Raw genomic sequence first — 25,033 nt, forward strand, 5'->3', positions numbered from 1 at the left:
TGTTTTATAAATAGCATACAATATATGCGGAGGCTATTCCTATTATTATGCCTGTTAAAACTTCTTTTTTTTTGTGCCCTTTGACCACTTTTATTTTTGTTGTGTCAATTTTTATTTCTTTTTTTAATTTTTCTGATAATGCATTCAAATATTCTGCCTGAACCCCAGACATATATCTTACGCCAAAAGAATCTCTTATTGTAATAAGGGCAAAGGCAAGAGCTATTATAAAATTTGTACCTACTCCTTCAGTTAGTGCAATTGAGGTTGAAAGAGCGGTGACTGTTGATGAATGACTGCTTGGCATGCCCCCCGTTTCTAAAAAGATTTTTTTTAAAAGATGTGTTGGAGTTAGCTTTAGCTTTCTTGTTTTTACGGTTTGTATACCATATTTAATTATTTGAGCAGAAATTCCTGATACAAGACAAGATAAAAAAAGATCATTGGTAAGCAATGCCCTTATCATTATTAAACCTCCTTTTATATTGCGAATTTACCAGCTTTTATTATTATGTATTCTTTTCCATTTTTGCCCACACCAATAACATCCAAGTCATTGCTTCCAATCATTAAATCTGTATGTATTAATGAAACGTTGCATCCGTAATTTAGTTTATCGGTGTCGGTTTTTAAATCCCCTTCGTTGCTTAAACAAGATGGATATGCTGCTCCGAGTGCTATGTGGCAACTTGCATTCTCATCGTATAATGTGCTGTAAAAAATAAGATTGCTTTGATAAATAGGAGAACTACTATCAACTAGTGCTACTTCTCCTATATATTTTGCTTGAATGTCGGTTTCAATATGTGATTTTAATATTTCTTTTTGTTTCTCATCATTGCAGCCAAAGTCAACTACTTTTCCATTTTCAAATTTTAACCATATCCCAGATATTAGTGTTCCAAGCACCATGACAGGACGGGTGGCGTACACAATGCCTTGTGTTTTTTTATAGTTTGGAGTTGTAAAAACCTCTTCTGTTGGTATATTAGCATTAAATTCTATTTCTGTTTCTTTAATTTTCTCGCTTCCACCTGTCCATAGAGAAGTTTCAAGCAAATATACTTCCAAGTTTGTTTTTTCGTTTTTAAAAATTACCTTTTCTAGGTTAAGTTCATTTAATATTTTACATCTTTTGTGAAGTTTTTCTCCATGGGATTCCCACTCTTTTATTGGATTTTCCTTATCAAGTAACAATATTCTCTTTTGTACTTCGAAAAATTCTTCTAAAGTTTTATTTCCTTCTTTTTTATTTAAAACTTTGGAAGCCCATTTTGGACCTGGTGAACAAACAACACACCAGGCTATTTCGTTGCTCATTATTGCTTGTGATAAGGTTTTGCTCGCTAGATTTAATGCTTTTTGATAAATTGACATTTTTTGACCTATGCTATCTTTTAAGTCTTCAAAATTTTCTGTATCATCGACATTTATTCTTGCCCATTTATCTTGAACCATTTCCTCTAAAAAGCTTTTTTCGGCATTTGGAATAAATTCCAAGTTTTTTTCTTGTGAAAATTTTAATCTTGATTTTAAAATATTAATATCTTTAATATTTAGCTTGACATACTTAGCTCCATATTCATAAGCTTTTTTTGCTAATATTTGCAAAAAATTGTAATTTTCGATTGAACCTTGAATTAAAACACATTGATTTTTTTGCAAATTAATTCCCTTTAAAATTATAAGTTCTGCGTATTTTATTAAATCTTTCTCCATTTATTCCTCCTAAATAGGTTCTTCTAAAACATTCTCATTAATATAATTTGCAACAGCTTCTTCGTCATTTGTTCCTATTACTTCTAAGTAAGGTAGCATTGTTTTTAATCTATAATTTGCATTTCCCATTAGTAATCCTTTTTTTACATTTTCTAGCATATCAGTATCATTAAATCCATCGCCGAAAGCTATGGTTTCGCTTAAATCAATATTAATAGTTTTAAGAACCTCTTTTAATGCTTTTCCTTTTGAAACTTTGTGGTCTACAATTTCTAGCGAATTTGGAGTAGAAAGGTATGCATTTATTTCTCCTTTGTATTTGTCTAAAATCATAGCTTCATATTCTATTAGGCTTTCTTCTCTGCCAGCTAATATTATTTTTGCAACATTTTCAAAATTTTTAAACTCGTTAAAGTCTTTAATTTCTTGAATTTTATTAATTGGACTAATTATTTCATGTCTGAAGGCATTAGATTCTTTTTTAAATTTTTGGCATTGATCGATTGCAATTTTAGTCTTGATGTCAATATTTAATTGGTCGTCGTATTGATCTGCTTTATGTAAAAAATGAGGTATGTGACTAAACTTTTCGTCTCTTAAATTTAAAATCTTTTTTACCACTTCAGGAGATAAATTATGACTTTTTATCAATTCCCATTTTTGGTTGTAAACTTTTGCTCCGTTTAATGTAATGAAAAATGAAACTTGCAGTTGATCTATTTTTTTTGTAATTTGAATAATTTCGTTCTTGCTTCTTCCTGTTGCTATTATGAATTTCTTTTTTTCTTTTGTTAATTTTTTAATTACAAGTTCTGTAAAGGCTCCAATATAGCTTTTTGATAGCAAAAGAGTGCCATCAAGATCAGATGCAACTGCTTTAATATTTTTCATATTTTATCCTTTAGGGGTTAATTTCAAGCTAAATTATATCAAATAATTTTTTTTTTTTAAATTGATAATTATTTGGTATACTGGTATTAATAGATTTTATAAAGGGTATTTTTTTGGATATTAATAAAAGATTAGATTTGCTTAGAGATCATATGAGGGAAAATGGAGTTGATGCTTATTTGGTGGCAGGATATGATCCCCATTTTAGTGAATATTCTCATGAAAGGTATAGTACTCGCAAGTTTATTACAGGCTTTTCTGGTAGTTTTGGTACGGTAATTGTAACATTATCCAAAGCAGTTCTTTTCACGGATGGTAGGTATTTTTTACAGGCAGATCAAGAACTTGAAGGAACTGAAGTTACATTAATAAAGCTTGGGGTAAAAGGATTTCCTGATGTTTTTACGTATATAAATCTAAATTTACAAGGATTAAAGCTTGGAATTTATTCTGATGAGATTAGTATAAAGTTTTATAAAGAGTTGTGTGAAAAATGCAAAAATACAAATATCAAGGTTTTAAATCAAGATCTAATTGATTTAATTTGGAAATCTAGACCTCAGCTTGAGTTTAGTTATATAGTTGAATTGATTGATGTTGAGAAAAATAATAAAAGAGCTGAAAAGATTAAATCTATTTGTTTGATCTTAGAAAAAAATTTGGCAGATTTTTATGTTATTACTGCTCTTGATGAGATTGCTTGGATATTGAATTTAAGAGGGTCAGATGTCAAAAAGTCAGCATTGTTTTATTCGTTTCTTTTAATATCTAGGAATGAAGATCAAAAAAACGTTCTTTTTATTGATACAAAAAAACTTGATTTGGGGCTTAAAGAAACACTTGGAATGGAGAATTTTAAAATAGAGCCTTATAGTGATTTTTACTGTTTTCTAGATCGAATAAAACACGAGGGAAAATTTTTTGTTTCATTTTATACCAATGTCAAGGTTTTAAAAGTTCTTGGTGAGGCTAATATCGTTTTTGGAGAGAGTATTATAAGCAACCTTAAGGCAGTAAAAACCGATTATGAAATTCTTAAGATGAAAGAAGCGCATATTATTGATGCTATTGGTTTGATTAAATTTTTACGTAAATTTAAAAGTCTAAGTAAGGTTGAATTAGCCGAATTAGATGAAATAGATATTTCTGATATGCTTTTGCATTTTAGGAAATTGAATAAACATTTTTTTAGTTCTAGCTTTGATTCGATAGTTGGTTTTAAAGAGAATGGAGCCCTCCCTCATTATAAGCCTAAAAAAGGTAAAAAAATAAATACCAAAGGTCTTATTTTGATTGATTCTGGAGGTTCGTATTTTGGACTTGGTACGACAGACGTTACAAGAGTTTTTCTAATAGAGAGTGCTTCTAGTGAAGAAAAGCGTGACTATACTTTGGTTCTTAAGGCTTTTATTAGTCTTGCTTCTTTAAAGTTTCCATATGGGTCTTCAGGGGCTTTTCTTGATGGAATTTGTAGATTGCCGCTTTTAAAAAATGAGTTGAATTTTATTCATGGCACTGGGCATGGTGTTGGGTTTTTTCTTAATGTTCACGAACTTCCAGTTTCGATTAGTCCTAATTCTAGTTATTTATTTAAAGGGTCTGAGGTGGTTTCAATTGAACCCGGTCTTTATCGAACATTTAGTCATGGAATAAGGATTGAAAATTTAGTTTTTGTAAGACAAGCTTTTACAAATGATTTTGGATCTTTTTTAGAGTTTGAGAATTTAACTCTTGTTCCTTTTGAAAAAGAATTGATAGTAAAAGAGATGCTCTCAGAAGATGAGTTAAATTATATCAATAATTATCATGAATGTGTGTTTTTAACTTTAAAAGAGTATTTTGATGATGAAGAGGAGTTGGAATTTTTAGCAAAGCTGACAAGTAAAATATGAGATTTATAATTACATTTTTAATGATTTTGAATCAAGGATTTTTAGACTTGTTTTCTTTTTCAGAAGATATTATTTTTGAGAGTTCTTACGATATTGCAATTAAAAAAGCTCAAAAATTGAATAAAAATGTTTTAATTTTGGTTGGCAGAGATATTAAAGAAAATTTAATAAAAGATTTTTTAAATTCTTTTAGGAATGATGAAATTATTCACACGGTATCTAAAAAAAATGTTCTTTTAGTTATAGATAAGGATAATGAAATTTTTAATAAAATCAATCTACAAAAAAGTCCAACTATTTTTTTTGTAGATTCTAAGAATGAGCAAATAAAGGTGGCTTATACAGGAACTGCTTTAAACAGTATTCAATTTGATAAGGATTTTTTAAGCTATGTTATGGGGGCTATAAAATCAACAAGTATTTTAAAAAAGCAAAAAAATTATGAAATTAATACTCTTGATGAGAGAATTTTTTTTTACAAAACATTAAAAGGTGATTGGCGATTAAAGTTTAATGGTAAGGACAGAAAGCTTGATCTTTTTGATACAAACCTTAAAGAATTTTTGGTTTTTAAAGATATTGATGAAAACAAGCTTTATGCTATTCCTAAGTCTAGGACCGGTAATATTTATTTTTCATTATTAGGAAATGAGGAGTGGAAGCTTTTTGGAAAAATAAAATAAGTCTTTTTTTGTTTGAAAGGGGGGATGAGTTTTTATGGAAATGGTATTTTATCCTAATGATTTACTTCGTGTTAAGACAAAACAAATTGATAATATTGATAATAAGATTAGAGATTATGCAAAAAAGATGATAGAATTAATGGATATTAGTAGTGGAGTTGGACTTGCTGCTCCCCAGGTAGGCCTTGATTTGTCACTTTTTGTAGTTAGAGAGAATAAAATGGCAAAGCCTTTGGTTTTTATTAATCCTTTAATCACAGAAACTTCCTATGAGCTTAATTCTTATAAAGAAGGGTGTTTAAGTATACCGGGAGTTTATTATGATTTAATGAGACCCAAGACTATTGTGGTAAATTTTTATGATGAGAATGGAAAATCTTTTACTATAGAAAATTCTGATTTTTTGGCAAGAATTATTCAACATGAAATGGATCATTTGAATGGAGTTCTTTTTATTGATTATTACGAAGAAAGGATAAAAAAGAAATTATTAAAGCCTTATATGAAGGAAAGAGGTCTTAAGGCAAAATGAAAATATTTTTTGTAAGCTCTTCTTCTATTGCTTTAGAAGTTTTTAAGGAGATTGTAAGGCATTATGAAGTGGTGGGAGTTTTAACCTTGCCCGATAAGCCTAAAGGTAGAGGACAAAAATTAAGTCAAAATGTAATAAAGTTAGAGGCTGTTTCTAAGAATATTAAAGTTTTTGATTCTTTGGTTCTTGATGGTAATACATTAAGTTTAATTAAAGACCTGAATCCAGATTTAATGTTAGTTTTTTCTTATGGCAAGATTTTTAAAAAAGAATTTTTAGATATTTTCCCAAAGGGTTGTATTAATATTCATCCTTCTCTTTTGCCCAAATATAGAGGTGTTTCTCCTATTCAATCTGCAATTTTAAATGGCGATTGTGTTAGCGGTATTACTGTTCAGAGTATGGCTTTGGAAATGGATAGTGGGAATATTTTAGTGCAGAAAAATTTTAAAATAAAATCTTATGATACAAGCTATGATATTTCAAAACTTGTATCAAATCTTAGCCCAAGACTTGTTTTAGAAGCTTTGGAAAAAATTGGCAAGGGTTTTTTGGGAATTCCTCAAAAATCTAGTGAAGCCACTTTTTGTTCTTTTTTTAAAAAAGAATCGGGATTTATAGATTTTAATCTAAGTGCATTTGAGATTAAAAACAGAATTAATGCATGCAATCCTTGGCCACTTGCAAGAGCTAGGCTTCTTGATTATGGCGATATTATTTTTCATCGTGCTGATTTTTTGAAAATAGATTTATATAAAGAGAAAAAAGTAGGAGAAATTGTTGATTTTGATCCTGAAAAAGGATTATTTGTTAATACCGGGGAAGGGATTCTTTTGCTCTTAGAAATTCAAAGGCCCGGAAGAAGGGTTTTAGATTATAAGTCTTTTTATAATGGGAGCAGGCAGCTAATAGGACACGTGTTTTCTTCAATAAGAGGAGGGATATATTAGTTTTAATAATAATGACAATTTAGAAAATAAATTTTCTAATGGAAGTCAATTGTTGAAAAATGAATTAGATCTGATTCAGGGTGGCAGAAATTGTAATAATGAAATTTTGTCCAAAACCACAATCAAGGCATTGCTTTTGATTATTTTTGGATCTTTAATTATTTCTTTTACAATTTTCTTTATGGTTTTAGAAAATAAGGAGATTGTAGTTGTTCCAAATCTTTATTCTCTTACCATTGAAGATGCTATTATTGAATTACAGAGAAAAGAGTTGATTCCCCACATTGAATTTAAATTTTCTTCAAGTGCTCTTGACAAAGGAAAAGTGATAGAGCAGGGTACAAAACCAGGAACTGTTTTAAGGCATGGCAATAAGGTTATAATTTTTATTAGCAAGGGGGCTATAATAAACAGAGTTGATAGTTTTATTGGCAAAAATATTGACGATGTTACCATTAATTTAAAAGCTAATTCTTTTGATAATTCCAAATTACTTTATCATATTGTTGAGCCTCTTGAGGTTGAGAGTGAATTACCAAAAGGTATAATAATTCGTCAAAATCCATCACCAGGTACCCAAATATCAAGTTTAACAGATCTGCAATTTTTAATTAGTAAGGGTAAAGATCGTTTAGATAAACATGTTAAGAATTATATTGGAATTTATTATAAAGATGCGATTGTTTCTCTTTTGAATGATAGTATTAGCTTTGACATTAATTTGGTAAACACAGGCGATTTTGGAAATATTGTTTTTCAGTCTATTCCACCTGGAACTAAAATAAATGAGTCAGATAAAATTACAATTACTATTGCAAAGCCTAAGGTTGACAATAAAATTGTTTTTGGAATTTTGACTTATAAATTAAAACAACATCCATCTTATGTTGATGTATCTGTTAGGCTAAAAGGTTTAGATGGTGAAAATTCTTTAATTTATTCCTTCAAGTCAAAAGGAGGGTTGATTAAGTTGCCCTATGAAGTTTACAAAGGCTCTGCGATCGAACTTTATATTTATGATAAGCTTATCAATCAAACAGTTATAAATTGATTATGTTTAAATGGATTGATTTAAAATAATCAAAAAATTCCAACATAAAATCATATACTAATTAGTTTCAAGGCAGTAATAATAGATGCAGCAATTATTGCTGTTTCTGTTCTTAGGATGTTTGATGATATACTGCAAGGGGAAAAATTATATTGCATTATTAATTGTTTTTCTTTTTCTGTAAACCCTCTCTCAGAGCCCACAATAATGGTTGCATTATTTGCTTGCTCTATATTAATTAATTTTTTTTTGCTATTTTTTTCAAGCAATATTTTTATTTCAAAATTTTCTTGTTTAATATATTTAAGGCTGGCTTGCAAATTTTTCATAATTTTTATTTTTGGTAAGTACGTTATTCCCCCTTGCATTGCTCCAGCTATTAAATGTTTTTCATAATTATTGTTTTTAAAGATTTTAGAATTTAAATATGATTTTTCAGTAAGTTCGGTGTTAAAGAAAATTATTTCGTATATTCCAATGCTAGCAAGTTCTTTTATGATTCTCTTGGCAACAATTGGCCTTATTATTCCAATTAGTACACTTAAATTTTTTGGTTTATTAGATTCTTCTATTTTAAAGATTTTCTTGAAAAATAGTTTTTTATCTTTTTTATAAATGCAATGGTAAATGTTTTTTTCTCCAAGAATGCCAAATTTAAATTTATCGTTATCTTTTAATTTTAAGATTTTAACAAGATGTTCTGCTCTGGCGTCATTGAGCGAAATTCCTGTTTTAAATTCATTACAAGTTATTAACATTAGATTCATTTTTTATAATTCCTTATTATTAATATTGTATTTGTGATATAATTTTAAGTCGATAGGGGGGCATATAGGATATATGGCTATTTCTTTAACTAAAGAGGATTTTATTGCTAAAGTTTTTGATTATAAGAATAATAAAGAGTGGAGTTTTAAAGGCAATAGGCCTGCAATAATTGATTTTTATGCTGATTGGTGTGGGCCATGTAGAATGCTTTCGCCGATTTTTGAAAGACTTTCTAAAAAGTACGAGAATAGTATTGATTTTTACAAAGTAGATACGGACAAAGAACAAGATATTACTTCTGTTGTTGGAGTGAAAAGCCTTCCAACTATTTTTTTTATTCCTATTGATGGCAAACCGAAGGTTTCTGTTGGTTTTTTACAAGAAGATGCTTTTGAAAATATAATTAAGGATTTTTTTGGTTTTTAGTTTGCAAATTAAAATAATTTAATTTATAGCAATTGTATATTTGTAAGTTATATGTGGATTATTCTAAGGTATAGTTAATTTGTCCAAATTCGATTTGAATTTATTAGTAGAAAATATTAAATTTGAACATCTTAGTATTTTTTATGATTTTATTTTGTCTGTTTTAAATACTCTTTCTATTAGTGATTTTGAACTTTCAGTTATTCTTTGTGATAATGTTTATATACAAAAATTGAACAATAAATTTAGAAACAAGAACGAGCCAACCGATGTTCTTTCTTTTAATTATAATGAAGATAATGAAGTTAACGAAGGTTTAGTTGATGGTATAAATTATAAAATACAAGGAGATCTTATAATTTCTTTTGAATATTTAAAATTTAGTGCTCAAGAGTTTAATGTTGAAATTTATGAAGAACTTCAACGTGTCACTATTCATGGTATTTTACATTTAATGGGATATAAACATGAAACCAATGATTTTCAAAAGGAAGGTATGTTGATTCTTCAAGAAAATATCTTAAGAAAAAATAAAAGGGTATTTTAGATGTTGGGATTTTTTAATTTTAAAAACAAAAAGAAGAAAAAAGGAAGCCCCAAAAATGATCTTGAAGATAAGTCGAATATTGAGACTTCTTTGATAAAAAATTTCAATGCTCTTAAAGAGACCATTGTAAAAGAGATTATGATTCCCAGAATAGGGGTTATATTTGTTGATTATGCTAAGAGCAAAGACGAGCTTTTAAAGGTTGTAACATCTAGTAGCCATTCAAGATTTCCTGTATATCATGGTACTATTGACAATATTGTTGGGATAATTCATACAAGAGACATATTATTGCATATGTGTAAAAAAGATTTCTACGAAATAGATTTAAAAGATATTATGCGAAAGGTTATGTTTGTCCCTGAGAGCAAAAAAACAGACTCTCTTTTAAAAGAATTTCAAGAAAATCATGTTCATATTGCAATTGTAGTTGATGAGTATGGTGGAGTTTCAGGGCTTGTAACTCTTGAAGATATTCTTGAAGAGATAGTGGGCGACATTCAGGATGAATTTGACAATGAGCTTGATGAAATAGTTCGACTTGATGATGGGTCTTATCTTTGTGATGCTAGAATTTTAATAGAAGATTTAAATGAAAAGCTTAATTTAGATTTGCCAAATGGGGACTTTGATACCCTAGGTGGTTTCGTTTACGATCTTTTTGGGAGGATTCCTTTGAAAAATGAAAAGGTAGAATATGGCAATTTGATTTTTTCGATTAAAAATATGCATCAAAGAAATATTAAGGTGATAAAGATTTCCGAGAAGGAAGGTTTATGAATTTTAATCGATTTTTAATGTTATTCCTTTTTAATTTTGGTGTTCTGTTGGGCAGTGATACTACAGCATTAGGGCATTATCAAAAGGCTAATGAGTATTATTTATCTAAAAGGTATTATGATGCTATTGACGAGCTTGTTGAGGCCATAAAAATTAATCCCAATTATTATGAAGCTTATAAATTTATTGCATCAATTTATTATTCTCTTAAGATATATACTCAAGCACAATTTTTCATAGAAAAAGCTTATAAAATGTCTAACGAAGATATCGAGTATAAAATTCTTTATGCGAATATATTATTAAAAAATAATAAAATTGATCAAGCAAAAAAAATCTATTCTGAGGTTTTAATTAAACAGAGAAATAATATTGATGCTTTGGTTGGACTTGCTTCAATTTTTGAAAAAAATGGGTTATTTATAGCGGCTGCTAATTATTACTTATCTATTCTTGACTATAGTCAAAATAATTATAGTGCGTTTGAGCATCTTATTGATATTTATCAGAGATTGGGAATGCATGACAAGATTAGACATTTAATAAATAAAGTTAGAGTAAATTTTTTATCTTTTCCAGATTTTCATAAAAGAGTAGCTGAATTTTATATCAGCATTAATAATTTAGGGCTTGCTGAAAAGTATTCTTTAAATTATTTAGCTTTGATTGAAAGTTCTTACAAGGATTTTGGAGTTGTTGATGCATATCGATTGCTTGCGCTTGTTTATTTGCATGAATTTAAATATGAGGATGCAATAGAAGCATTACAAAAAGCTATTTTGGTTAATAAAGATTCTGATGAGCTTTATTATTTATTAGGGTATTCTTACTTGAAATTTGGGAATGTTGAAAATGCTATTTTAAATTTAGAGCGAGCTAAAAATCTTAAAAAAGATTTAGAATTTTACAATATTGCCCTTGAGGAGAGTTTTTTTGCATCTAATTTTAGAAATTTTTTAAAAAATGATTCCAATGCTAAAATTTCTAAGCATTATGAAAATGAAGGGTCTAAAGCTTTTAAAGCTTTGAATTTAAACAAAGCATTGTTTAATGTAAAAAATGCTGTTGATATTTGGCCTGATAATGATAGTGCTAGGTTTTTGCTTTCAAAAATATATAAGCTTATGAATTTAGATATTATGGCTTATGAGCAGCTTTTTTATTTAGTAAAACAGAGAAATTCTACTGATTCTAGAATTTTGGATTTTTATGATGTTGTGTCTTTTGATGTTAGAAAGTCTTTATTTTATAAATACGGATATAAAAGTATTGCTGATTTTAATAAACTTTACGATGACAGAATGGTTTATAAAATGGCTATTTTTACTCAGAGTGAGAATAAGTTTTTTGGCGCAAATGATTTGATATTAAGATACGCTGAAAGGGTGCTTGAGCGTAACTTAAATATAGAAATAGTTAACTATAATTTTGATTACAATAAAAATAAAGACTATCTGATTAATAATTTTTCTGAAGGATTTTCTTATTCAAGAAATAATAATTTGGATTTATTTTTAATTTTTGATTTTAAGGCAGATATTTTGAAAAACACAGCTACTTTAGTAGTAAATGTTTTTTCAGGAAAAACAGGGATTAAGGTCGGTTCTTTCTCTTATGATGTGGGGGGTGTTAATTATTTGAGTAACGCTTTAAATTCTTTTTCTGAAGATTTTCATGAGTATTTGCCAAAAAAAGGAAAGATTCTTCAAATTAAAAATGATGATGCTCTTATTAATCTCGGTCAAGTAAATAGTGTTGTAAAGGGTGATGTTTTTTTGATTCTCAAAGAAGGTGCTTTAAATAGTGGTACTAGAGATTCTAGTTTTATTGTTTATAAAAAATCAGATATTTTGGGGGAGATTTTAATTGAGGATGTAAGTGATTATATTTCTAGAGGTATTATAAAATCTTCTATGTTTTTAAAAGATTATATTCAAGAAGGAGCAACTGTGATTGTAAAAAGATAGTTTGACACTTGTTATTAATTTATGATTTAATAATTCTAGTAATAATAAAATCAAAAATTGGAGGATTTTGTATGAAATTGGCTATTAATGGTTTTGGTCGTATTGGTAGAAATGTTTTTAAGATTGCTTTTGAAAGAGGAATTGATGTTGTGGCAATAAATGATTTAACAGATCCTAAAACTCTTGCACATCTTTTAAAGTATGACTCAACCTTTGGAGTATATAATAGAAAAGTTGAGTCAAGAGATGGCGCTATTGTTGTGGATGGAAGAGAAATAAAAATTATTGCTGAGAGAGATCCAAAAAATCTTCCTTGGGCAAAGCTTGGAATTGATGTTGTAATTGAATCAACAGGTGTTTTTTCATCAGCAACTAGTGATAAAGGGGGGTATCTTGATCATGTGAGTCATGCTGGGGCTAAGAAAGTTATTTTAACAGTTCCTGCTAAGGACGAGATTAAAACAATAGTTCTTGGTGTAAATGATCATGATATTAATTCCGATTTAAAGGCTGTGTCAAATGCTTCATGCACAACTAATTGCTTGGCTCCCCTTGCAAAAGTACTTCATGAATCATTTGGAATTGAACAAGGGCTTATGACAACCGTTCATGCTTATACTAATGATCAAAGAATTTTAGATCTTCCTCACTCTGATCTTAGACGGGCAAGGGCTGCTGCACTTTCTATTATTCCAACTTCAACTGGTGCTGCAAAAGCAGTTGGACTTGTTTTGCCTGAGCTTAAGGGAAAATTGAATGGGACTTCAATGAGAGTGCCTGTGCCAACAGGGTCAATTGTTGATCTTACAGTTCAACTCAAGAAAAAAGATGTTACAAAAGAAGAGATTAATTCTGTTCTCAAGAAGGCATCAGAAACATCTGAGCTTAAAGGTATTTTAGGATACACAGAAGATCCAATTGTCTCTTCAGATATAAAGGGAAATTCTCATTCTTCTATTGTTGATGGCCTTGAAACAATGGTTCTTGAAAATGGATTTGCAAAGGTGTTGTCATGGTATGACAATGAGTTTGGATATTCTACAAGAGTGGTTGATCTTGCTCAAAAATTGGTAAAATAAGCAAAAATGCTTGTAAGGTAATAAAATGGGGATAAAAACACTAAAAGATTTTAATAGCTTTGCGGGCAAGCGAGCTTTAGTAAGATGTGATTTTAATGTTCCTTTAAAAGAGGGAAATATTAGCGATGATACTAGAATTAAGGCTGCATTGCCCACAATAGAGTATCTAAGAAAAAGAGGCGCCAAGGTTGTACTTGTGAGCCATTTGGGTAGACCAGAAGGTAAGAAAAATCTTAAATATTCTCTTAAACCTGTTGCCAATAGATTGTCAGAGCTTTTAGATCAGGATGTTAAGATGTTTTCTGATTGCATTGGAAGCGAAATTGTAAATAGTACTTTGCAAATGAAGGATGGTGATATTGTATTGCTTGAAAATGTAAGGTTTTATGCAGAGGAAGAAAAAAACGATAAAAATTTTGCAAAAAAACTTTCTGAGAGTGGAGATGTTTTTGTAAGTGATGCCTTTGGTGCAGCTCATAGAGCTCACGCTTCAACGGTGGGGGTTTCTGAGTATTTGCCATCTTTTGGTGGATTTTTAATGGAAAAAGAAGACAAATTTCTTGGGGGAGTATTAAAAAATCCTGAAAAGCCATTTGTTTCGATTATTGGTGGGTCTAAAGTTTCTTCAAAGATTGCAGTACTGGAATCGCTTTTATCAAAGTCAAATGTAGTTGTGATTGGTGGTGGGATGGCATATACTTTTTTGTATTCTAAGGGATATTCCATAGGGAAATCTCTTTTAGAGATTGAATATATTGATACAGCTTCTTCTTTTTTAAGGAAGGCAAAAGAGTTGGGCGTTAAAGTAATTTTACCACTTGACCATATTGTAGCGGACGATTTTAATAAAAATTCTACTCCTGAGTATGTTGATTCCTTTAATATTCCTGAAAACAAGATTGGTATGGATGTTGGAGTTAATACTTTGAAAGAAATTGAAAAGGTTGTAAAAACAGCTAAGACTATAATATGGAATGGTCCTCTTGGTGTATTTGAATTTGATTCCTTTTCAAAAGGAACTGCAAAGGTTGCTGAAATGGTGGCATCTTGTCCGGGGTTAACTGTTGTTGGTGGGGGAGATTCTGTTGCAGCTGTTAATAAATTTAATTTATCTGATAAGATCACCCATGTTTCAACAGGTGGTGGTGCATCGCTTGAGTATCTTGAGGGGAAGATTTTACCAGGTATTAAGGTTTTGGAGAAGTAAAGTGAGAAAAACTTTTTTAGCGGGAAATTGGAAAATGCATTATACAAGTGAAGAGGCTTCTATTGTTGCAAAACAAATTGCAACTGAAGTTAAAACTTTAAAAGATGATTTTGTAATAATGCTAACTCCCCCATTTACAGCTTTGTCTAAGGTTTCAGAATGTATTAAGGGTAGTAATATCCTTCTTGGTGCTCAAAACATGTCTTATATGGAAAGTGGAGCAAGAACAAGCGAGATTTCGCCTTCAATGCTTTTAGAATTTGGAGTGGAGTATGTTATACTTGGTCATTCTGAATGTAGATTGTATTTAGCAGAAACAGATGAAATAATAAATAAAAAGATTCTTGCAGGGCTTAAGCATTCTTTTAAGTATTTAATCCTTTGTGTTGGAGAGACTCTTGATGAAAGAGATTCTGGGAAAACTTTAGATGTTGTTTTAAATCAGGTTAAAAAGGGGTTAGATTGTGTTTCTGAATCAGATCTTAAAAGAATAATTTTGGCTTATGAACCTGTTTGGGCAATTGGAACGGGCAAAACTGCAACTAAAGAGGAGGCAGAAGAAGTTCATAAGGCAATTAGGCTTGAGATTATGAAGCTTTATTCAAAATCGGCTTCAGATAATATTATAATTCAGTATGGCGGCTCTGTTAATGCTAGCAATATAAAAGAGCTTATGAATGAACCTAATATTGATGGTGCTTTAATAGGTGGAGCATCTTTGAAGGCCGAATCTTTTTTATCTATAATTAATAATGTTCGTTAGTTAAAGAGGTTTGTTTTGGATTTAATTAGATTTTGTATTTTTATAATTTTTGTTATTGTTTCAATTTTTATTGTCCTTTTAATTTTAATTCAAGATGAGCAGGGTGATGGAATAGGCGGTGTTTTTGGAGGTGGTAGTTCTTCTATTTTTGGGGCAAAATCTTCAAGTGTTGCTGTAAAAATTACTGGGTTTTTTATAGCATTATTTTTTATTTTTGTAGTTTTGTTATCTTTTATGAACACTAGAAGAGCAGATAATAGCTTTCTAAATGACATAAAGACGGAAAATAATAATAGTTCAACTTTTTGGGATGATGAGAAGAGTAATGAATTAGATACTAATGTTAATAAAGTTGAAGAAAAAAAATAAAAGAAAAATAGAAGTTTACGTAGAGAGTTTTTCTTTACGTAAAATGATTTTAAATCGTAACTATTATTACTATTATTAAATTTATCAATTTTTATTGAAAGTTTATTTTGTTTTTATTGTGTTTTTTTAAGTACTCTAAAGCACTGCTGAAGTGGTTTGATCCTAAAAATCCATTGTTTGCTGAATATGGAGATGGGTGGCTTGTTTCAAGAATTAAATGCTTTGTTGGGTCGATTAGCTTTTTTTTACTTCTTGCTAAATTGCCCCAAAGCATAAATACAATGTTTTTCAAATTTTTAGAAATTATTTTTATTACTTCGTCTGTGAAAATTTCCCATCCAATGTCTTTGTGAGAAGAAGGTTTGCCTTCCTCGACTGTTAAGATTGTATTTATTAGAAATACACCCTGAATTGCCCACCTTTTTAAATCTCCGTTTGGAATGGGTTTTATTTTTAAACTTTTTTCTATTTCTTTAAATATGTTTTGTAAAGATGGTGGAATTTTGATTTTTGAATCTACAGAAAAAGCAAGTCCATTTGCTTGGTTTTTTCCATGATATGGGTCTTGTCCAATTATTACCACTTTTATGTCTTTAAATGGTAAAGAATTAAAAGCATTGAATATAAGTTTTGGAGGGGGAAATATTTTCCCGTTTTTTGTTTTATATTCATGTTTTATAAACTTAACGAGCTTTTTAAAGTATTCTTTATTAAATTCATTGTTTAAAACTTCTTTCCAAGATTCTTCAATTTTTACTATCATTTTTGTATTATATAAGAAATAGTTTGTAATTTGAAATATATTAAAGAGTGGCCTTACTATTTTTGAAATTTGATTTTTATTATGGATAATGATGCATTAAAGAGAATAGATGTTTTGTCTGAATTTATTACAGATGGAAAAAAAGCCAGGATTGAAGAAGTATTAAGTAGACGCACTAATTATTTAACATTTGTACTTGAAGATATTTTTCAACCCCACAATGCAAGTGCTACTATTAGAACAGGGGAAATTTTAGGGCTTAGCGATGTTCATATTATTGAAAAAAATAATAAGTGCACTTTAAATCCAGATATTACTTTAGGATCTTCACAATGGATAAATTTAAATAAGTATAAAAATACTAAGCTTGCAATTGATAGGTTGAAATCTAATGGATATATTATAGTGGCTACATCTTTAAATGAACAATCAGTAAATCTTGAAAATTTTCCAATTAACAATAAAATGGCGGTATTTTTTGGCACAGAGTTAACGGGGCTTAGTGCAGAAGTCTTGGGAGCTGCTGATTTATGTGTGAAAATACCTATGTATGGATTTACTCAAAGTTATAATATTTCTGTAGCTGTTGCGATAGTTATGTATTCTTTATTGATTCGTTTAAGAGAAAGTGGTGTTGATTATTTGTTAAATGAAGTTGAAAAATCAAATTTGAGATTAAAATACTATAGACAAGTTGTTAAAAATTATCAAATTATTGAAAATCTTATTAATTTTTAAACTTCTCTTATCTTTTTCCAAGAATTTAAAAATAGATAAAAAATGGTATCGATTGTAATTATTATTAATGTAATAATTAGAGAACCTTTTGTAAGTTCAATATTATTTGTTTCAGGATACAATTTAAATATTGTATTTATAGATATTGAAACTAGTAAATTAGCTAAATATCCAGAGATTAGCCTTGATAGAGGATGTATGATCCATAAAGATTTTATTTTTATTTGTTTAAAATAATCATATAGTAAGATGTTTATATATTGAGATAAAAAAAGTACATAAGTTCCAATTAATATTGTTAAAATGTATGTAAAGTTATTGAACAATATTTTAAGATGAATGTCAGCAGTGTCTAATTTATTATGATTGAATACTATCATAAAATTAAGCATAATTGTAAAAGTTATGTTTAACAAAAGACTTAATATTATGGAATTTGTTGCTTCTTTTTTGTTATATTTTTCTACCATTAAGTTTAAAGAGAATAATGCTGATAAAAAAGTAATACCCGATAAATTTAAAGATATTCCAAATGTTTTTAAGTTTCTTAGTATTATAATATTTGATATTGTTGAAATAATTGCATTGAAACAAAAAAGACCAGATTTCCCAAAAAATCGGTAAAGAATCCCTAAGGTTATGTATGTAAAGAGAAACACTCCTATCCACAAGCTTAAGTCAAACATATCTTCATTCATAGCATTTAATTTTACCAGAATAATTATCTTAGATAAAGTTTTTTATTTGTTTAAATTAACTTTTTTATTTTTGAAGTTTTATATATTTCGCAACATATATAAAAGGTGTTCCCAAAATTCCTGCTAAACCTTTAATTAGGTATGTGGAAATTACTATATCTAGCAAAGCTTCCTTTGGAAATACCTTAAAATAGGTTGCTATGCTTACAAAAATTATTGTGTCTATTAATCCGCTTATTAAAGTTGATCCATTAGTTCTGAAAAATAAAAATCTAGGAAATTTATTTTTAATAAACTGATATAGATATACATCGTTTAATTGGGATACTAGATATGCAACAAGCGAAGCTAATAGTAAAGCGGGTATTGATGAGAAAATGTTTTCTAAGCTTTTAAAATTTTCTTGAGTTCTATTTGATGTGAATTGAACTTGAGCATTTGTTAATACCGCAAAGATAATGAAGCTGATAAATCCAATGTAAACGGCTTTTTTTGAAGTTTTTTTCCCATAAAATTCTGATAGAATGTCTGTTGCAATGTATGACGATGCATAAATAATGTTGCCTAATGTAGCATTAATTCCAAATATTGTGATTTGTTTTAAAACTTGAATGTTAGCTGTAATAATTGCTACTGCAACCCACGCAAATAGTCCATTTTTTTTAAAAAAAAGGAATATAATAGTCAAGAATGAATAGGTAGTAATTAGCATAACAAACCATAAAATCTCATTAAACATAAAATTCTCTTTTAGTAATATCGGATTTATTATAAAATTTTAGTTTAGTTTTTGCAAATAAGGAAGTATTGTTGTTTTTTTGAAACTATGGTAATATGGCTTTGCACTAGGGGATGTTTTGGATTTGACTAAAAATGCTAATATTGTAAGTTGCAAGCAGAGGGAATCTCTTAAAACTTCTAAAATAAATGCAAAAAATAATAACTTTACAAGCTCAAACCTTGTAATGGCTGCTTAAATTAGCAGAGAGTTTTGTTGAATTTGGCTTTGAGATTCACTTATACTCTTTTCGACATCGAAGCTTGCTTAAAAATGTTTTCAAGTTGATTTTTAAGGACTTTTATACTTGAGAGCAATTTGGCGGTTTGCTAGTATTTCCAAACCATATTGCTTAATAAAATGCTAGATAAGCTTGTAGAAGCTTATAATATTGTTTTTAGGACGCGGGTTCAATTCCCGCCATCTCCATGTATTTTATTTTTTTATTTACACTTTAAATGCAATCCTTAAAAAGCACTGCTAAATTTAGAAGGCGTGTAATGAAATTGTGTAATTATTGTTTATTATTTAAAGCGTCCTATCGGAATCGAACCGACATCATTAGCTTGGAAGGCTAAGGTAATAGCCATTATACGAAGGACGCAGAGCAATACTCTACTTATATAAAAAAAATCAATTTATGTCAATAAGATTTATGTAATGTTATTTTTAGCTAGCATTTTTTTTTTTAAATAAGTACAATTAATTTAACTTAAATGTAGTCAAGTACAAAAACTTGTGTGGAGGAAATTGATGGGAGAGAGAGGGGAAGTATACTCTGAGAAGTTATTTACAGAGTCTGAGAGAACTTATTTTTTTAATGTCAAGGAAAATAGAAAAGGAGATTATTTTTTAAATATTGTAGAGAGCAAAAGAAGTCCAAGTGGAGATTTTGAAAGGCATTCTATTTTTGTATATGAAGAAAATATAAGTGAGTTTGAATCCAATTTGCTTAAGGCAATAGCGGTTATTAAGCAGAAAGTGTCTACAGGGTCTGTTGATTCTTCTATGAGGCATAACAAAGGGTATGGTGAATATGACGAGAGATCTAAATTAGACGATTCTAAATTTCATAAGAAAACTCATTTATCAGGCGGGAGATTTAAAAAGAAGGATTATTAATTTTTATTATTTATATTTTTAAATTAGTTTAAAACTTTTTCTATGAAGGCTTAAAACCCCATGTTTTTTTATTGCATTTTTATGTTCTTTTGTGGGGTATCCTTTATTTTTTTTGAGTAAATATAATGGATAAATTTTATCGTATTCATCCATAAGTTTATCTCTTTTAACTTTAGCAATAATTGAGGCAGCTTTTATTTCATCTATTATTGAATCTCCTTTAATTATTGCTTTAACAGTTTTTGCTGTTATTTTTGGAACAAATTTGCCATCTACAAATACTAAACTACAATTTAATTTTAGGTTTTCGTATGCAGTTTGCATTGCAAGAAGAGATGCGTTATGAATATTTATTTTTTCTATTGTTATATTTGAAATTTCAGCGAATGCATAATATGAATTTTCAAGTATTAATGAGGATAGGTACTCCCTTTTTTCTTTTTTTAGTTTTTTAGAATCATCCAATTCTTTTATAAAGTTAGGTTTTTTTTTAAAAACTACAGCAGCACTTAGAATAGGTCCAAAAATGCAGCCTCTTCCAACTTCATCTATTCCGCAAATCATAATTGACCTTTTTATAAAAATATTTTTATTTATTATAATATGGAATTGTAGATTTATCAGTAATTGGTTATCAGTAATTGGGTTTTAATTTTAATTTTAATTTTAATTAGGAGTTGGTTTGGTTTTAAAAAAAATAGCACTTTTGGGATTTAAGTCTTTTTTAAATAGACAAGAGCTTGAAATAGGTGAAAATTTAAGTTTTATTGTGGGGCCTAATGGATGCGGCAAGAGTAATCTTATTGATGCTGTTCGTTTTTGTATGGGAGAAGATAATTTAAAATTTTTAAGAGTTGAAGATATTTCCGATTTAATTTCTGTTTCAAAATTAGGAAAATCCAATTTTGCAGAAATAACTCTTTTTTTTAGTAACATTGATGGTGAAAAATCGACTTTAAGGGAATTTGGGGGGGGGTTTTATATTCGCAGGCGTCTTTATAAGGATGGTTCGAGCGAGTATTATTTTAATAATAAAATTTTAAATTTCCAAGATTACAGCAGACTTTTGAATAGGTTCCAGTTTAAAAAATCACCTTATATGTTTATAACTCAAGGTAGGGTTGAAGACATTTCTTTAGGAAGAAATGTAAATCTTAAATCTTTGATTGAACAGGCAAGTGGAATAGATGTTTTAAAAATTGAAGAAGAAGAGGCTCTGAAAAATTTTAAGCAATCTAATCAAAATTTATCATCTTTGTTGGCCTTGCAAGAAAATTTAAGGCAAAAGTATGACAACATAAAAAGCGTTTACCTTTTGAGAAAAAAACATCAAGATTTAAGTCAAAAATTAGAAGCTTTAGAAAAAACAATAACATTAAAAAGGCTTTTTAATATTAATTTTGATATTAATGTCTTAAAAGGTAAATTAAATTTAGATGGTTTGAGTAGATTTTTGTCTTCTGGTTTTAAGGAAAAGTTGGAATTTTATTCATTTAGAGAAAAAAATGTTGTTAGTAATATTCAAGCATTAGAAAAGGATCTTGAGCTTATGAAATCTAAAATTTTAGGATTAGAGATTAAGATTCAAAAATTAGAGCAAGAAAAGACGGCAAAGATAAATTTAGAAGATAAGTTTGTCAAGAGTAAATGTAAGTTTGAAGATAAAAAAAAATCTATAAATAACGATTTATATCAATTAAATAGCTTGCTTAAAGAAAAGAAAAATGATTTTTTTTCGTTAAGTGATGAGATTAATAGATATACTAAAAGTTTTTTTGAACTTGTTGATTTAATTATATCTGTATTAAAGAATGCTAAATTAGAAGAGCTTGTTTTATTAAAAGATAATATATTAGACTCTCTTAAACTTTTTGAAGAATCATTGAGTATAAAATATATTAAAGAGATTAGAGTAAATTTAATAAAATATATAAGTAAAGATGAGAATCTTTTGGCTTTATTGAAGGATAAAATTGAGCCTATTTTCAATCAAAATATTAATTTAAAAAAATTTTTGCTTGAAAAAAATGCTTTAAAATCAAATATTGCTAAAGAGATAACAAATATTGAAAGATTAATTGAAGAAAAGACACTTCAATTAAATGATGTATTAGGAGAGCTTGAATATATAGAGCTTTCTAAATTTAAAAATTTGGACGAAATCAAACTTATAGATGGTAATTTAGAATTTTTATTTGAATCTAAGAATAGTCTTGATGAAGAGCTTAAGGATTTGTATTTAAAGTTTGAAAATTTAAATTTAGAAAAGAGCAATATTGAGCTTAGTTTAAGCAATCTTATTAGTACTTCAAAAGCCAGCAAAGAGTCTTTTAAGGAGAAAGATTTAAGCTCTTTAGGGTTTTTAAATGATTTTAAAAAAACTAATTATTATGAATATATAAAAAAACAGACAGAATACGAATTTCTTTTGAATTCTAATGTAAGTATTAAGAGCGAAATAGAAAATTTCAATATTTCTAATAAAATGTCTGATAAATTTGAATTGGAAGAGGATCTTGTAACTAGAGAGCTATTATATAAAGAGATTGATTCAATCAATCTAGGTGATTATGTATTTTTCAATATTGATAAAGAATTTGATGAAACTAAGGATCGTTTTGAAAAAGTAAGTTTACAAGTAGAAGATTTAAAGCTTTCAAAAAATTCATTACAAAAGCTTCAAAAAAAAATAAAAAATGAGATTTATAAAAAATTTAGAGAATCATTTGATGAGATTAATAAAAATTTTTCTTACTTTTTTAAAAAAATTTTCAAAGGAACTGCCATTCTTTTTTATAATGAAAATTCCGATAATGTTGAAATTAGAATAAATTTTTCAAACAAATTTATTAAAAATAACAACATGCTTTCAGGGGGTGAGAGCACTTTAGTTAGTATGGCCTTTTTGTTTGCGCTTTATTATTATTCCCCTGCTTGTTTTTGTATGCTTGATGAAATAGATGCAGCCCTTGATTTTGAGAACAGTAAAAAACTCTCTTTACTTTTAAAAGAATTGGGGAAAAAAATTCAACTTTTAGTAATAACCCATAATGCATATGTTTCTGAGGGTGGTGAAAATTTGATAGGTATTACGCTTGATAATGGTGAAAGCAAGGTGTTTAATATATAATTAAGTTAGATTTAAGGAAATTAGCATGCAAGATAGAAAGTTTAGTTTTAGAAAATATTTTTTAATTTTAATATTTTTGATTTTTATTGTTTCAGGTATTACTTATTTCTATTCAACACAAATGTTAGAGAAATCTCAAAAGTTTGTTGAAGATAATTTAGACGCTAAGGTTAAATTAGTTGATATGGAAGATTTTTATTTTGATTTAAATGAGTCTTTAAATATGGATGATTTTTTTATTCCAAGACCCGATTTTTTCAATGAAAATTTAAATAAAAATTTGGTTATTGATGGGTTGATTAAAAATCAATTTCTTGATGAGAATTTTTTTAAAAACCTTTGGATTAAAAAAGAAAATTTATTTAATATTGATATTGAGAAGGAGAATGAAAAATTAATAGATAAGATTTTAGAAATTTCCAAATGATTAAAAAATATTTGATTTATATAAGTTTGCTATTTATTGTTTTTGAAGTTTGTCCTGAGCCAACTTTTATAAGTCAAGGTGATTCTTATGAGCTTGACTTTAGCAGTAGAGAAGTAGATATTAATGTAAATACCAATTCAAAGTTTAACCTTTCTTTTAAAGATGAGTCTTGGATTTATGTCAAAAGCAATGAAAATGGAGTTTTTATTAAGCTAATTGGAGAATCTTATGAGAACGGGGCCGTTTTTACTTTTCAAACTTTTAAAAAAGAAGGCAAAATTAAGTTAATTTTCAGCTACCAAAATGTTAAAGATTCAAGGGAATTTAATAAAATAGTTGTCTTGAAAATTACAAAGAAGTTTGAAGTTGAAAATCCATATGGTGGTGGCTCTGATAAGAATAAGGACATCAGAAGTAACAATAACCTTCAATTTGGAAGGGACAGTATTAAGCCAACCTATTTAGAAGTTGTTACCAGAGCTTTGAATTTATCTTATATAAATGATTACAAAGGAGCAATAGATTTGCTTAATAAGTATAATTTTAATGATGATAAATATATTTTATTAAAGGCGGAAATTTATTATAAAAATAGAGATTATTTAAAATCTTATGAAAATTATTTGAAGTTGAAGAGCAGATGCTTTCAAAGCATTGTTTTTGATTTAATTAAGCTTGGTATAAAATTAAATATTAAAGAAGAGGTCTTAGAGAACACCAGATATTTAGTTGAAAAGAATATTGATTTTTCTGAGAGTGTTTATCTTGAGATCTTTGAATTCTTATTAACAAAGGGGGAGTATGAGTTTGCTTTAAACTTTAGTTCTCTTTACTTTCCTAAGTATATTAATTCAAGCTTTTTAGATAAATATAATTATTTGTTGGGAAAACTTTATGAGTCTGAGAGTAAACATAAAGATTTTTTAAAGGCTTTACATTGTTATCAATTAGTTATTGATAATTACCCTTTTAGTGATTATTACGAGAGAGCCAAGATAAGATATTTATTTTTAAAGCGGTTTTTTTAGGAGATATGATATGATACGAAGAAGGCTTACTAAACAACTTGAAATAATAAAAGATTATCTTTGGGATATGAAAGAATGTGTGCTTAAAATTATAGATGACTCTTTAATAGCCTTAGAATCTAAAGATAAAAGTTTAGCTAAAAAAATAATCAATGAAGATGAAAAAATAATAGATGATTATCAATATGATATTGAGGATTTGTGCGGGAGAATAATTGCGACTGAGCACCCTGTTGCTACAGAGCTTAGAGAAATTTTAGCAATTATTAAAATAATAAGTTCTCTTGAAAGGATTGCAGATCATGCTACTAAGATTGTAAGAGTTGTTCTTCTTCTTGAATCAGATTTGGACGATTTCGATTTTCTTAATCTGTATTTTAAACCTTTAAGAGAAATGGCCGATACAGCTAAAGAGATGTTATCTGATATTTTTGATGCGTATTTTGATGGAGATTTTACTAAAATATTAAAGATAGTTAAGTATGACAATATAATAGATAAATTATTCTCAAAGCAAAAAAGTATTGTTGTTGATGCAATGAAAAAAAATCCTGAAAATTTGGATTATCTTTTAAACATATTATTTTTAAATAGTTTTTTAGAAAGAGTGGGTGATCATGTAGCAACAATTGGCGAGTTGCTCTATTTTATTAGAATAGGTGAGAAAGTAAATTTAACCTAGTGGCATTATTTTTAGACTTTTTAATCTAAATAATTTTTATAAG

At 28.2% G+C, this 25,033-nt stretch carries 27 protein-coding genes, 1 tRNA gene and 1 other RNA gene; 20 read left to right on the plus strand and 9 right to left on the minus strand.

What is annotated here, in order from left to right; genetic code table 11:
* Positions 1 to 4: 4 nt before the first annotated feature.
* From HNR35_RS03905 to HNR35_RS03915, 3 genes are read right to left on the minus strand one after another with little or no spacing between them, the layout of a single operon-like run.
* A complete protein-coding gene (locus HNR35_RS03905) occupies positions 5 to 466 on the minus strand; it encodes a divergent PAP2 family protein (RefSeq protein ID WP_006434063.1) in 462 nt (153 codons plus the stop codon).
* Between the two features lie 14 nt (positions 467 to 480).
* Positions 481 to 1,719, minus strand: a complete 1,239-nt coding sequence (locus HNR35_RS03910; RefSeq protein WP_183224054.1) for an aminopeptidase — start codon at positions 1,717 to 1,719, stop codon at positions 481 to 483.
* A 9-nt stretch (positions 1,720 to 1,728) separates the two neighbouring features.
* Entirely contained in the window at positions 1,729 to 2,610 is an 882-nt protein-coding gene (locus tag HNR35_RS03915) for an HAD family hydrolase (RefSeq protein ID WP_183224056.1), read from the minus strand.
* Between the two features lie 113 nt (positions 2,611 to 2,723).
* Between HNR35_RS03915 and HNR35_RS03920 the strand changes: the two genes are divergently transcribed.
* The 5 genes from HNR35_RS03920 to HNR35_RS03940 are packed head-to-tail and all read left to right on the plus strand — an operon-like array spanning position 2,724 to position 7,718.
* Positions 2,724 to 4,502 carry an aminopeptidase P family protein gene (locus HNR35_RS03920; protein WP_183224058.1) on the plus strand — a complete coding sequence of 593 codons (1,779 nt, stop codon included), beginning with the start codon at positions 2,724 to 2,726 and terminating at the stop codon, positions 4,500 to 4,502.
* Entirely contained in the window at positions 4,499 to 5,185 is a 687-nt protein-coding gene (locus HNR35_RS03925; protein WP_006434129.1) for a hypothetical protein, read from the plus strand. Before HNR35_RS03920 ends, HNR35_RS03925 begins: the two co-directional genes overlap by 4 nt.
* A 34-nt stretch (positions 5,186 to 5,219) precedes the next feature.
* Positions 5,220 to 5,717, plus strand: a complete 498-nt coding sequence (def, locus tag HNR35_RS03930; RefSeq protein ID WP_006434050.1) for a peptide deformylase — start codon at positions 5,220 to 5,222, stop codon at positions 5,715 to 5,717.
* Complete coding sequence (gene fmt / locus HNR35_RS03935; RefSeq protein WP_183224061.1) at positions 5,714 to 6,667, plus strand: methionyl-tRNA formyltransferase; 954 nt, start codon at positions 5,714 to 5,716, stop codon at positions 6,665 to 6,667. Before def ends, fmt begins: the two co-directional genes overlap by 4 nt.
* 49 nt (positions 6,668 to 6,716) lie before the next feature.
* The gene (locus tag HNR35_RS03940) at positions 6,717 to 7,718 is read left to right on the plus strand and encodes a PASTA domain-containing protein (RefSeq protein WP_183224063.1); all 1,002 of its coding nucleotides are present in this window, start codon (positions 6,717 to 6,719) and stop codon (positions 7,716 to 7,718) included.
* 50 nt (positions 7,719 to 7,768) lie between these two features.
* Here HNR35_RS03940 and HNR35_RS03945 read toward each other — a convergent pair whose 3' ends face one another.
* On the minus strand, positions 7,769 to 8,485 hold the full coding sequence (locus HNR35_RS03945) for a 16S rRNA (uracil(1498)-N(3))-methyltransferase (protein WP_183224065.1): 717 nt from the start codon (positions 8,483 to 8,485) through the stop codon (positions 7,769 to 7,771).
* Between the two features lie 73 nt (positions 8,486 to 8,558).
* On the opposite strand from HNR35_RS03945, the gene trxA reads away from it, so the two are divergent.
* The 8 genes from trxA to secG all read left to right on the plus strand — a co-directional run bounded on the left by trxA (position 8,559) and on the right by secG (position 15,624).
* Positions 8,559 to 8,912 (plus strand): thioredoxin, encoded by a 354-nt coding sequence (gene trxA / locus HNR35_RS03950; RefSeq protein WP_183224067.1) that lies wholly within the window; start codon positions 8,559 to 8,561, stop codon positions 8,910 to 8,912.
* A gap of 79 nt (positions 8,913 to 8,991) precedes the next feature.
* Positions 8,992 to 9,459, plus strand: a complete 468-nt coding sequence (ybeY, locus tag HNR35_RS03955; RefSeq protein WP_006434084.1) for an rRNA maturation RNase YbeY — start codon at positions 8,992 to 8,994, stop codon at positions 9,457 to 9,459.
* Positions 9,460 to 10,239: a hemolysin family protein gene (locus HNR35_RS03960; protein WP_006434133.1), complete on the plus strand. Its 780-nt coding sequence runs from the start codon at positions 9,460 to 9,462 to the stop codon at positions 10,237 to 10,239.
* On the plus strand, positions 10,236 to 12,206 hold the full coding sequence (locus tag HNR35_RS03965; protein WP_183224069.1) for a tetratricopeptide repeat protein: 1,971 nt from the start codon (positions 10,236 to 10,238) through the stop codon (positions 12,204 to 12,206). The genes HNR35_RS03960 and HNR35_RS03965 overlap by 4 nt, the downstream gene beginning before the upstream one ends.
* Before the next feature lie 71 nt (positions 12,207 to 12,277).
* Complete coding sequence (gene gap, locus HNR35_RS03970) at positions 12,278 to 13,285, plus strand: type I glyceraldehyde-3-phosphate dehydrogenase (protein ID WP_006434126.1); 1,008 nt, start codon at positions 12,278 to 12,280, stop codon at positions 13,283 to 13,285.
* Between the two features lie 25 nt (positions 13,286 to 13,310).
* Positions 13,311 to 14,492 (plus strand): phosphoglycerate kinase, encoded by a 1,182-nt coding sequence (locus HNR35_RS03975; RefSeq protein WP_183224071.1) that lies wholly within the window; start codon positions 13,311 to 13,313, stop codon positions 14,490 to 14,492.
* 1 nt (position 14,493) lies between these two features.
* A complete protein-coding gene (gene tpiA / locus HNR35_RS03980; RefSeq protein WP_183224073.1) occupies positions 14,494 to 15,255 on the plus strand; it encodes a triose-phosphate isomerase in 762 nt (253 codons plus the stop codon).
* A gap of 15 nt (positions 15,256 to 15,270) precedes the next feature.
* On the plus strand, positions 15,271 to 15,624 hold the full coding sequence (gene secG / locus HNR35_RS03985) for a preprotein translocase subunit SecG (protein ID WP_183224075.1): 354 nt from the start codon (positions 15,271 to 15,273) through the stop codon (positions 15,622 to 15,624).
* A 91-nt stretch (positions 15,625 to 15,715) separates the two neighbouring features.
* Here the strand turns inward: secG and ung are convergent, their stop codons facing one another.
* Positions 15,716 to 16,387: a uracil-DNA glycosylase gene (ung, locus tag HNR35_RS03990; protein WP_006434028.1), complete on the minus strand. Its 672-nt coding sequence runs from the start codon at positions 16,385 to 16,387 to the stop codon at positions 15,716 to 15,718.
* Between the two features lie 81 nt (positions 16,388 to 16,468).
* On the opposite strand from ung, the gene HNR35_RS03995 reads away from it, so the two are divergent.
* Positions 16,469 to 17,125 (plus strand): TrmH family RNA methyltransferase, encoded by a 657-nt coding sequence (locus HNR35_RS03995; protein WP_183224077.1) that lies wholly within the window; start codon positions 16,469 to 16,471, stop codon positions 17,123 to 17,125.
* On the opposite strand, the gene HNR35_RS04000 is transcribed toward HNR35_RS03995, so the two are convergent.
* Both HNR35_RS04000 and HNR35_RS04005 read right to left on the minus strand, forming a co-directional pair.
* Positions 17,122 to 17,811 (minus strand): queuosine precursor transporter, encoded by a 690-nt coding sequence (locus tag HNR35_RS04000; RefSeq protein ID WP_183224165.1) that lies wholly within the window; start codon positions 17,809 to 17,811, stop codon positions 17,122 to 17,124. The two genes, HNR35_RS03995 and HNR35_RS04000, sit on opposite strands and share 4 nt — an antisense overlap.
* A 76-nt stretch (positions 17,812 to 17,887) precedes the next feature.
* Complete coding sequence (locus HNR35_RS04005) at positions 17,888 to 18,562, minus strand: queuosine precursor transporter (protein WP_183224079.1); 675 nt, start codon at positions 18,560 to 18,562, stop codon at positions 17,888 to 17,890.
* A gap of 109 nt (positions 18,563 to 18,671) precedes the next feature.
* Between HNR35_RS04005 and ssrA the strand changes: the two genes are divergently transcribed.
* Positions 18,672 to 19,033: a transfer-messenger RNA gene (ssrA, locus tag HNR35_RS04010) on the plus strand.
* A 100-nt stretch (positions 19,034 to 19,133) separates the two neighbouring features.
* Here the strand turns inward: ssrA and HNR35_RS04015 are convergent.
* A tRNA-Gly gene (locus HNR35_RS04015) sits at positions 19,134 to 19,205 on the minus strand.
* Positions 19,206 to 19,354: 149 nt separating this feature from the next.
* Here HNR35_RS04015 and bpuR point away from each other — a divergent pair.
* Entirely contained in the window at positions 19,355 to 19,723 is a 369-nt protein-coding gene (gene bpuR, locus HNR35_RS04020; protein ID WP_183224082.1) for a transcriptional regulator BpuR, read from the plus strand.
* A gap of 18 nt (positions 19,724 to 19,741) precedes the next feature.
* On the opposite strand, the gene HNR35_RS04025 is transcribed toward bpuR, so the two are convergent.
* Complete coding sequence (locus HNR35_RS04025; protein ID WP_006434056.1) at positions 19,742 to 20,287, minus strand: ribonuclease HII; 546 nt, start codon at positions 20,285 to 20,287, stop codon at positions 19,742 to 19,744.
* A gap of 118 nt (positions 20,288 to 20,405) precedes the next feature.
* On the opposite strand from HNR35_RS04025, the gene HNR35_RS04030 reads away from it, so the two are divergent.
* From HNR35_RS04030 to phoU, 4 genes are read left to right on the plus strand one after another with little or no spacing between them, the layout of a single operon-like run.
* A complete protein-coding gene (locus tag HNR35_RS04030) occupies positions 20,406 to 22,853 on the plus strand; it encodes an AAA family ATPase (protein WP_183224084.1) in 2,448 nt (815 codons plus the stop codon).
* A gap of 25 nt (positions 22,854 to 22,878) precedes the next feature.
* Positions 22,879 to 23,280, plus strand: a complete 402-nt coding sequence (locus HNR35_RS04035; protein ID WP_006434048.1) for a hypothetical protein — start codon at positions 22,879 to 22,881, stop codon at positions 23,278 to 23,280.
* A complete protein-coding gene (locus tag HNR35_RS04040) occupies positions 23,277 to 24,308 on the plus strand; it encodes a tetratricopeptide repeat protein (protein ID WP_183224086.1) in 1,032 nt (343 codons plus the stop codon). Before HNR35_RS04035 ends, HNR35_RS04040 begins: the two co-directional genes overlap by 4 nt.
* Before the next feature lie 10 nt (positions 24,309 to 24,318).
* Positions 24,319 to 24,990 carry a phosphate signaling complex protein PhoU gene (gene phoU, locus HNR35_RS04045; RefSeq protein ID WP_004790733.1) on the plus strand — a complete coding sequence of 224 codons (672 nt, stop codon included), beginning with the start codon at positions 24,319 to 24,321 and terminating at the stop codon, positions 24,988 to 24,990.
* The last annotated feature ends 43 nt before the right edge of the window (positions 24,991 to 25,033 follow it).

The organism is Borreliella spielmanii (assembly GCF_014201705.1).
GTDB lineage: Bacteria > Spirochaetota > Spirochaetia > Borreliales > Borreliaceae > Borreliella > Borreliella spielmanii.

Excerpts from the sequence above, each read along its gene's own strand:
- HNR35_RS04035 (WP_006434048.1), top strand. The coding sequence starts at position 22,879 with ATGCAAGATAGAAAGTTTAGTTTTAGAAAATATTTTTTAATTTTAATA.
- HNR35_RS03945 (WP_183224065.1), bottom strand. The coding sequence starts at position 8,485 with ATGAATCTAATGTTAATAACTTGTAATGAATTTAAAACAGGAATTTCG.
- HNR35_RS03975 (WP_183224071.1), top strand. The coding sequence starts at position 13,311 with ATGGGGATAAAAACACTAAAAGATTTTAATAGCTTTGCGGGCAAGCGA.
- bpuR (WP_183224082.1), top strand. The coding sequence starts at position 19,355 with ATGGGAGAGAGAGGGGAAGTATACTCTGAGAAGTTATTTACAGAGTCT.
- HNR35_RS04005 (WP_183224079.1), bottom strand. The coding sequence starts at position 18,562 with ATGTTTAATGAGATTTTATGGTTTGTTATGCTAATTACTACCTATTCA.
- def (WP_006434050.1), top strand. The coding sequence starts at position 5,220 with ATGGAAATGGTATTTTATCCTAATGATTTACTTCGTGTTAAGACAAAA.
- HNR35_RS03965 (WP_183224069.1), top strand. The coding sequence starts at position 10,236 with ATGAATTTTAATCGATTTTTAATGTTATTCCTTTTTAATTTTGGTGTT.
- ung (WP_006434028.1), bottom strand. The coding sequence starts at position 16,387 with ATGATAGTAAAAATTGAAGAATCTTGGAAAGAAGTTTTAAACAATGAA.
- HNR35_RS03925 (WP_006434129.1), top strand. The coding sequence starts at position 4,499 with ATGAGATTTATAATTACATTTTTAATGATTTTGAATCAAGGATTTTTA.
- HNR35_RS04000 (WP_183224165.1), bottom strand. The coding sequence starts at position 17,811 with ATGTTTGACTTAAGCTTGTGGATAGGAGTGTTTCTCTTTACATACATA.
- gap (WP_006434126.1), top strand. The coding sequence starts at position 12,278 with ATGAAATTGGCTATTAATGGTTTTGGTCGTATTGGTAGAAATGTTTTT.
- trxA (WP_183224067.1), top strand. The coding sequence starts at position 8,559 with ATGGCTATTTCTTTAACTAAAGAGGATTTTATTGCTAAAGTTTTTGAT.
- HNR35_RS03960 (WP_006434133.1), top strand. The coding sequence starts at position 9,460 with ATGTTGGGATTTTTTAATTTTAAAAACAAAAAGAAGAAAAAAGGAAGC.
- HNR35_RS03910 (WP_183224054.1), bottom strand. The coding sequence starts at position 1,719 with ATGGAGAAAGATTTAATAAAATACGCAGAACTTATAATTTTAAAGGGA.
- HNR35_RS03915 (WP_183224056.1), bottom strand. The coding sequence starts at position 2,610 with ATGAAAAATATTAAAGCAGTTGCATCTGATCTTGATGGCACTCTTTTG.
- HNR35_RS03905 (WP_006434063.1), bottom strand. The coding sequence starts at position 466 with ATGATAAGGGCATTGCTTACCAATGATCTTTTTTTATCTTGTCTTGTA.
- HNR35_RS04040 (WP_183224086.1), top strand. The coding sequence starts at position 23,277 with ATGATTAAAAAATATTTGATTTATATAAGTTTGCTATTTATTGTTTTT.
- fmt (WP_183224061.1), top strand. The coding sequence starts at position 5,714 with ATGAAAATATTTTTTGTAAGCTCTTCTTCTATTGCTTTAGAAGTTTTT.
- phoU (WP_004790733.1), top strand. The coding sequence starts at position 24,319 with ATGATACGAAGAAGGCTTACTAAACAACTTGAAATAATAAAAGATTAT.
- HNR35_RS03995 (WP_183224077.1), top strand. The coding sequence starts at position 16,469 with ATGGATAATGATGCATTAAAGAGAATAGATGTTTTGTCTGAATTTATT.
- HNR35_RS04025 (WP_006434056.1), bottom strand. The coding sequence starts at position 20,287 with ATGATTTGCGGAATAGATGAAGTTGGAAGAGGCTGCATTTTTGGACCT.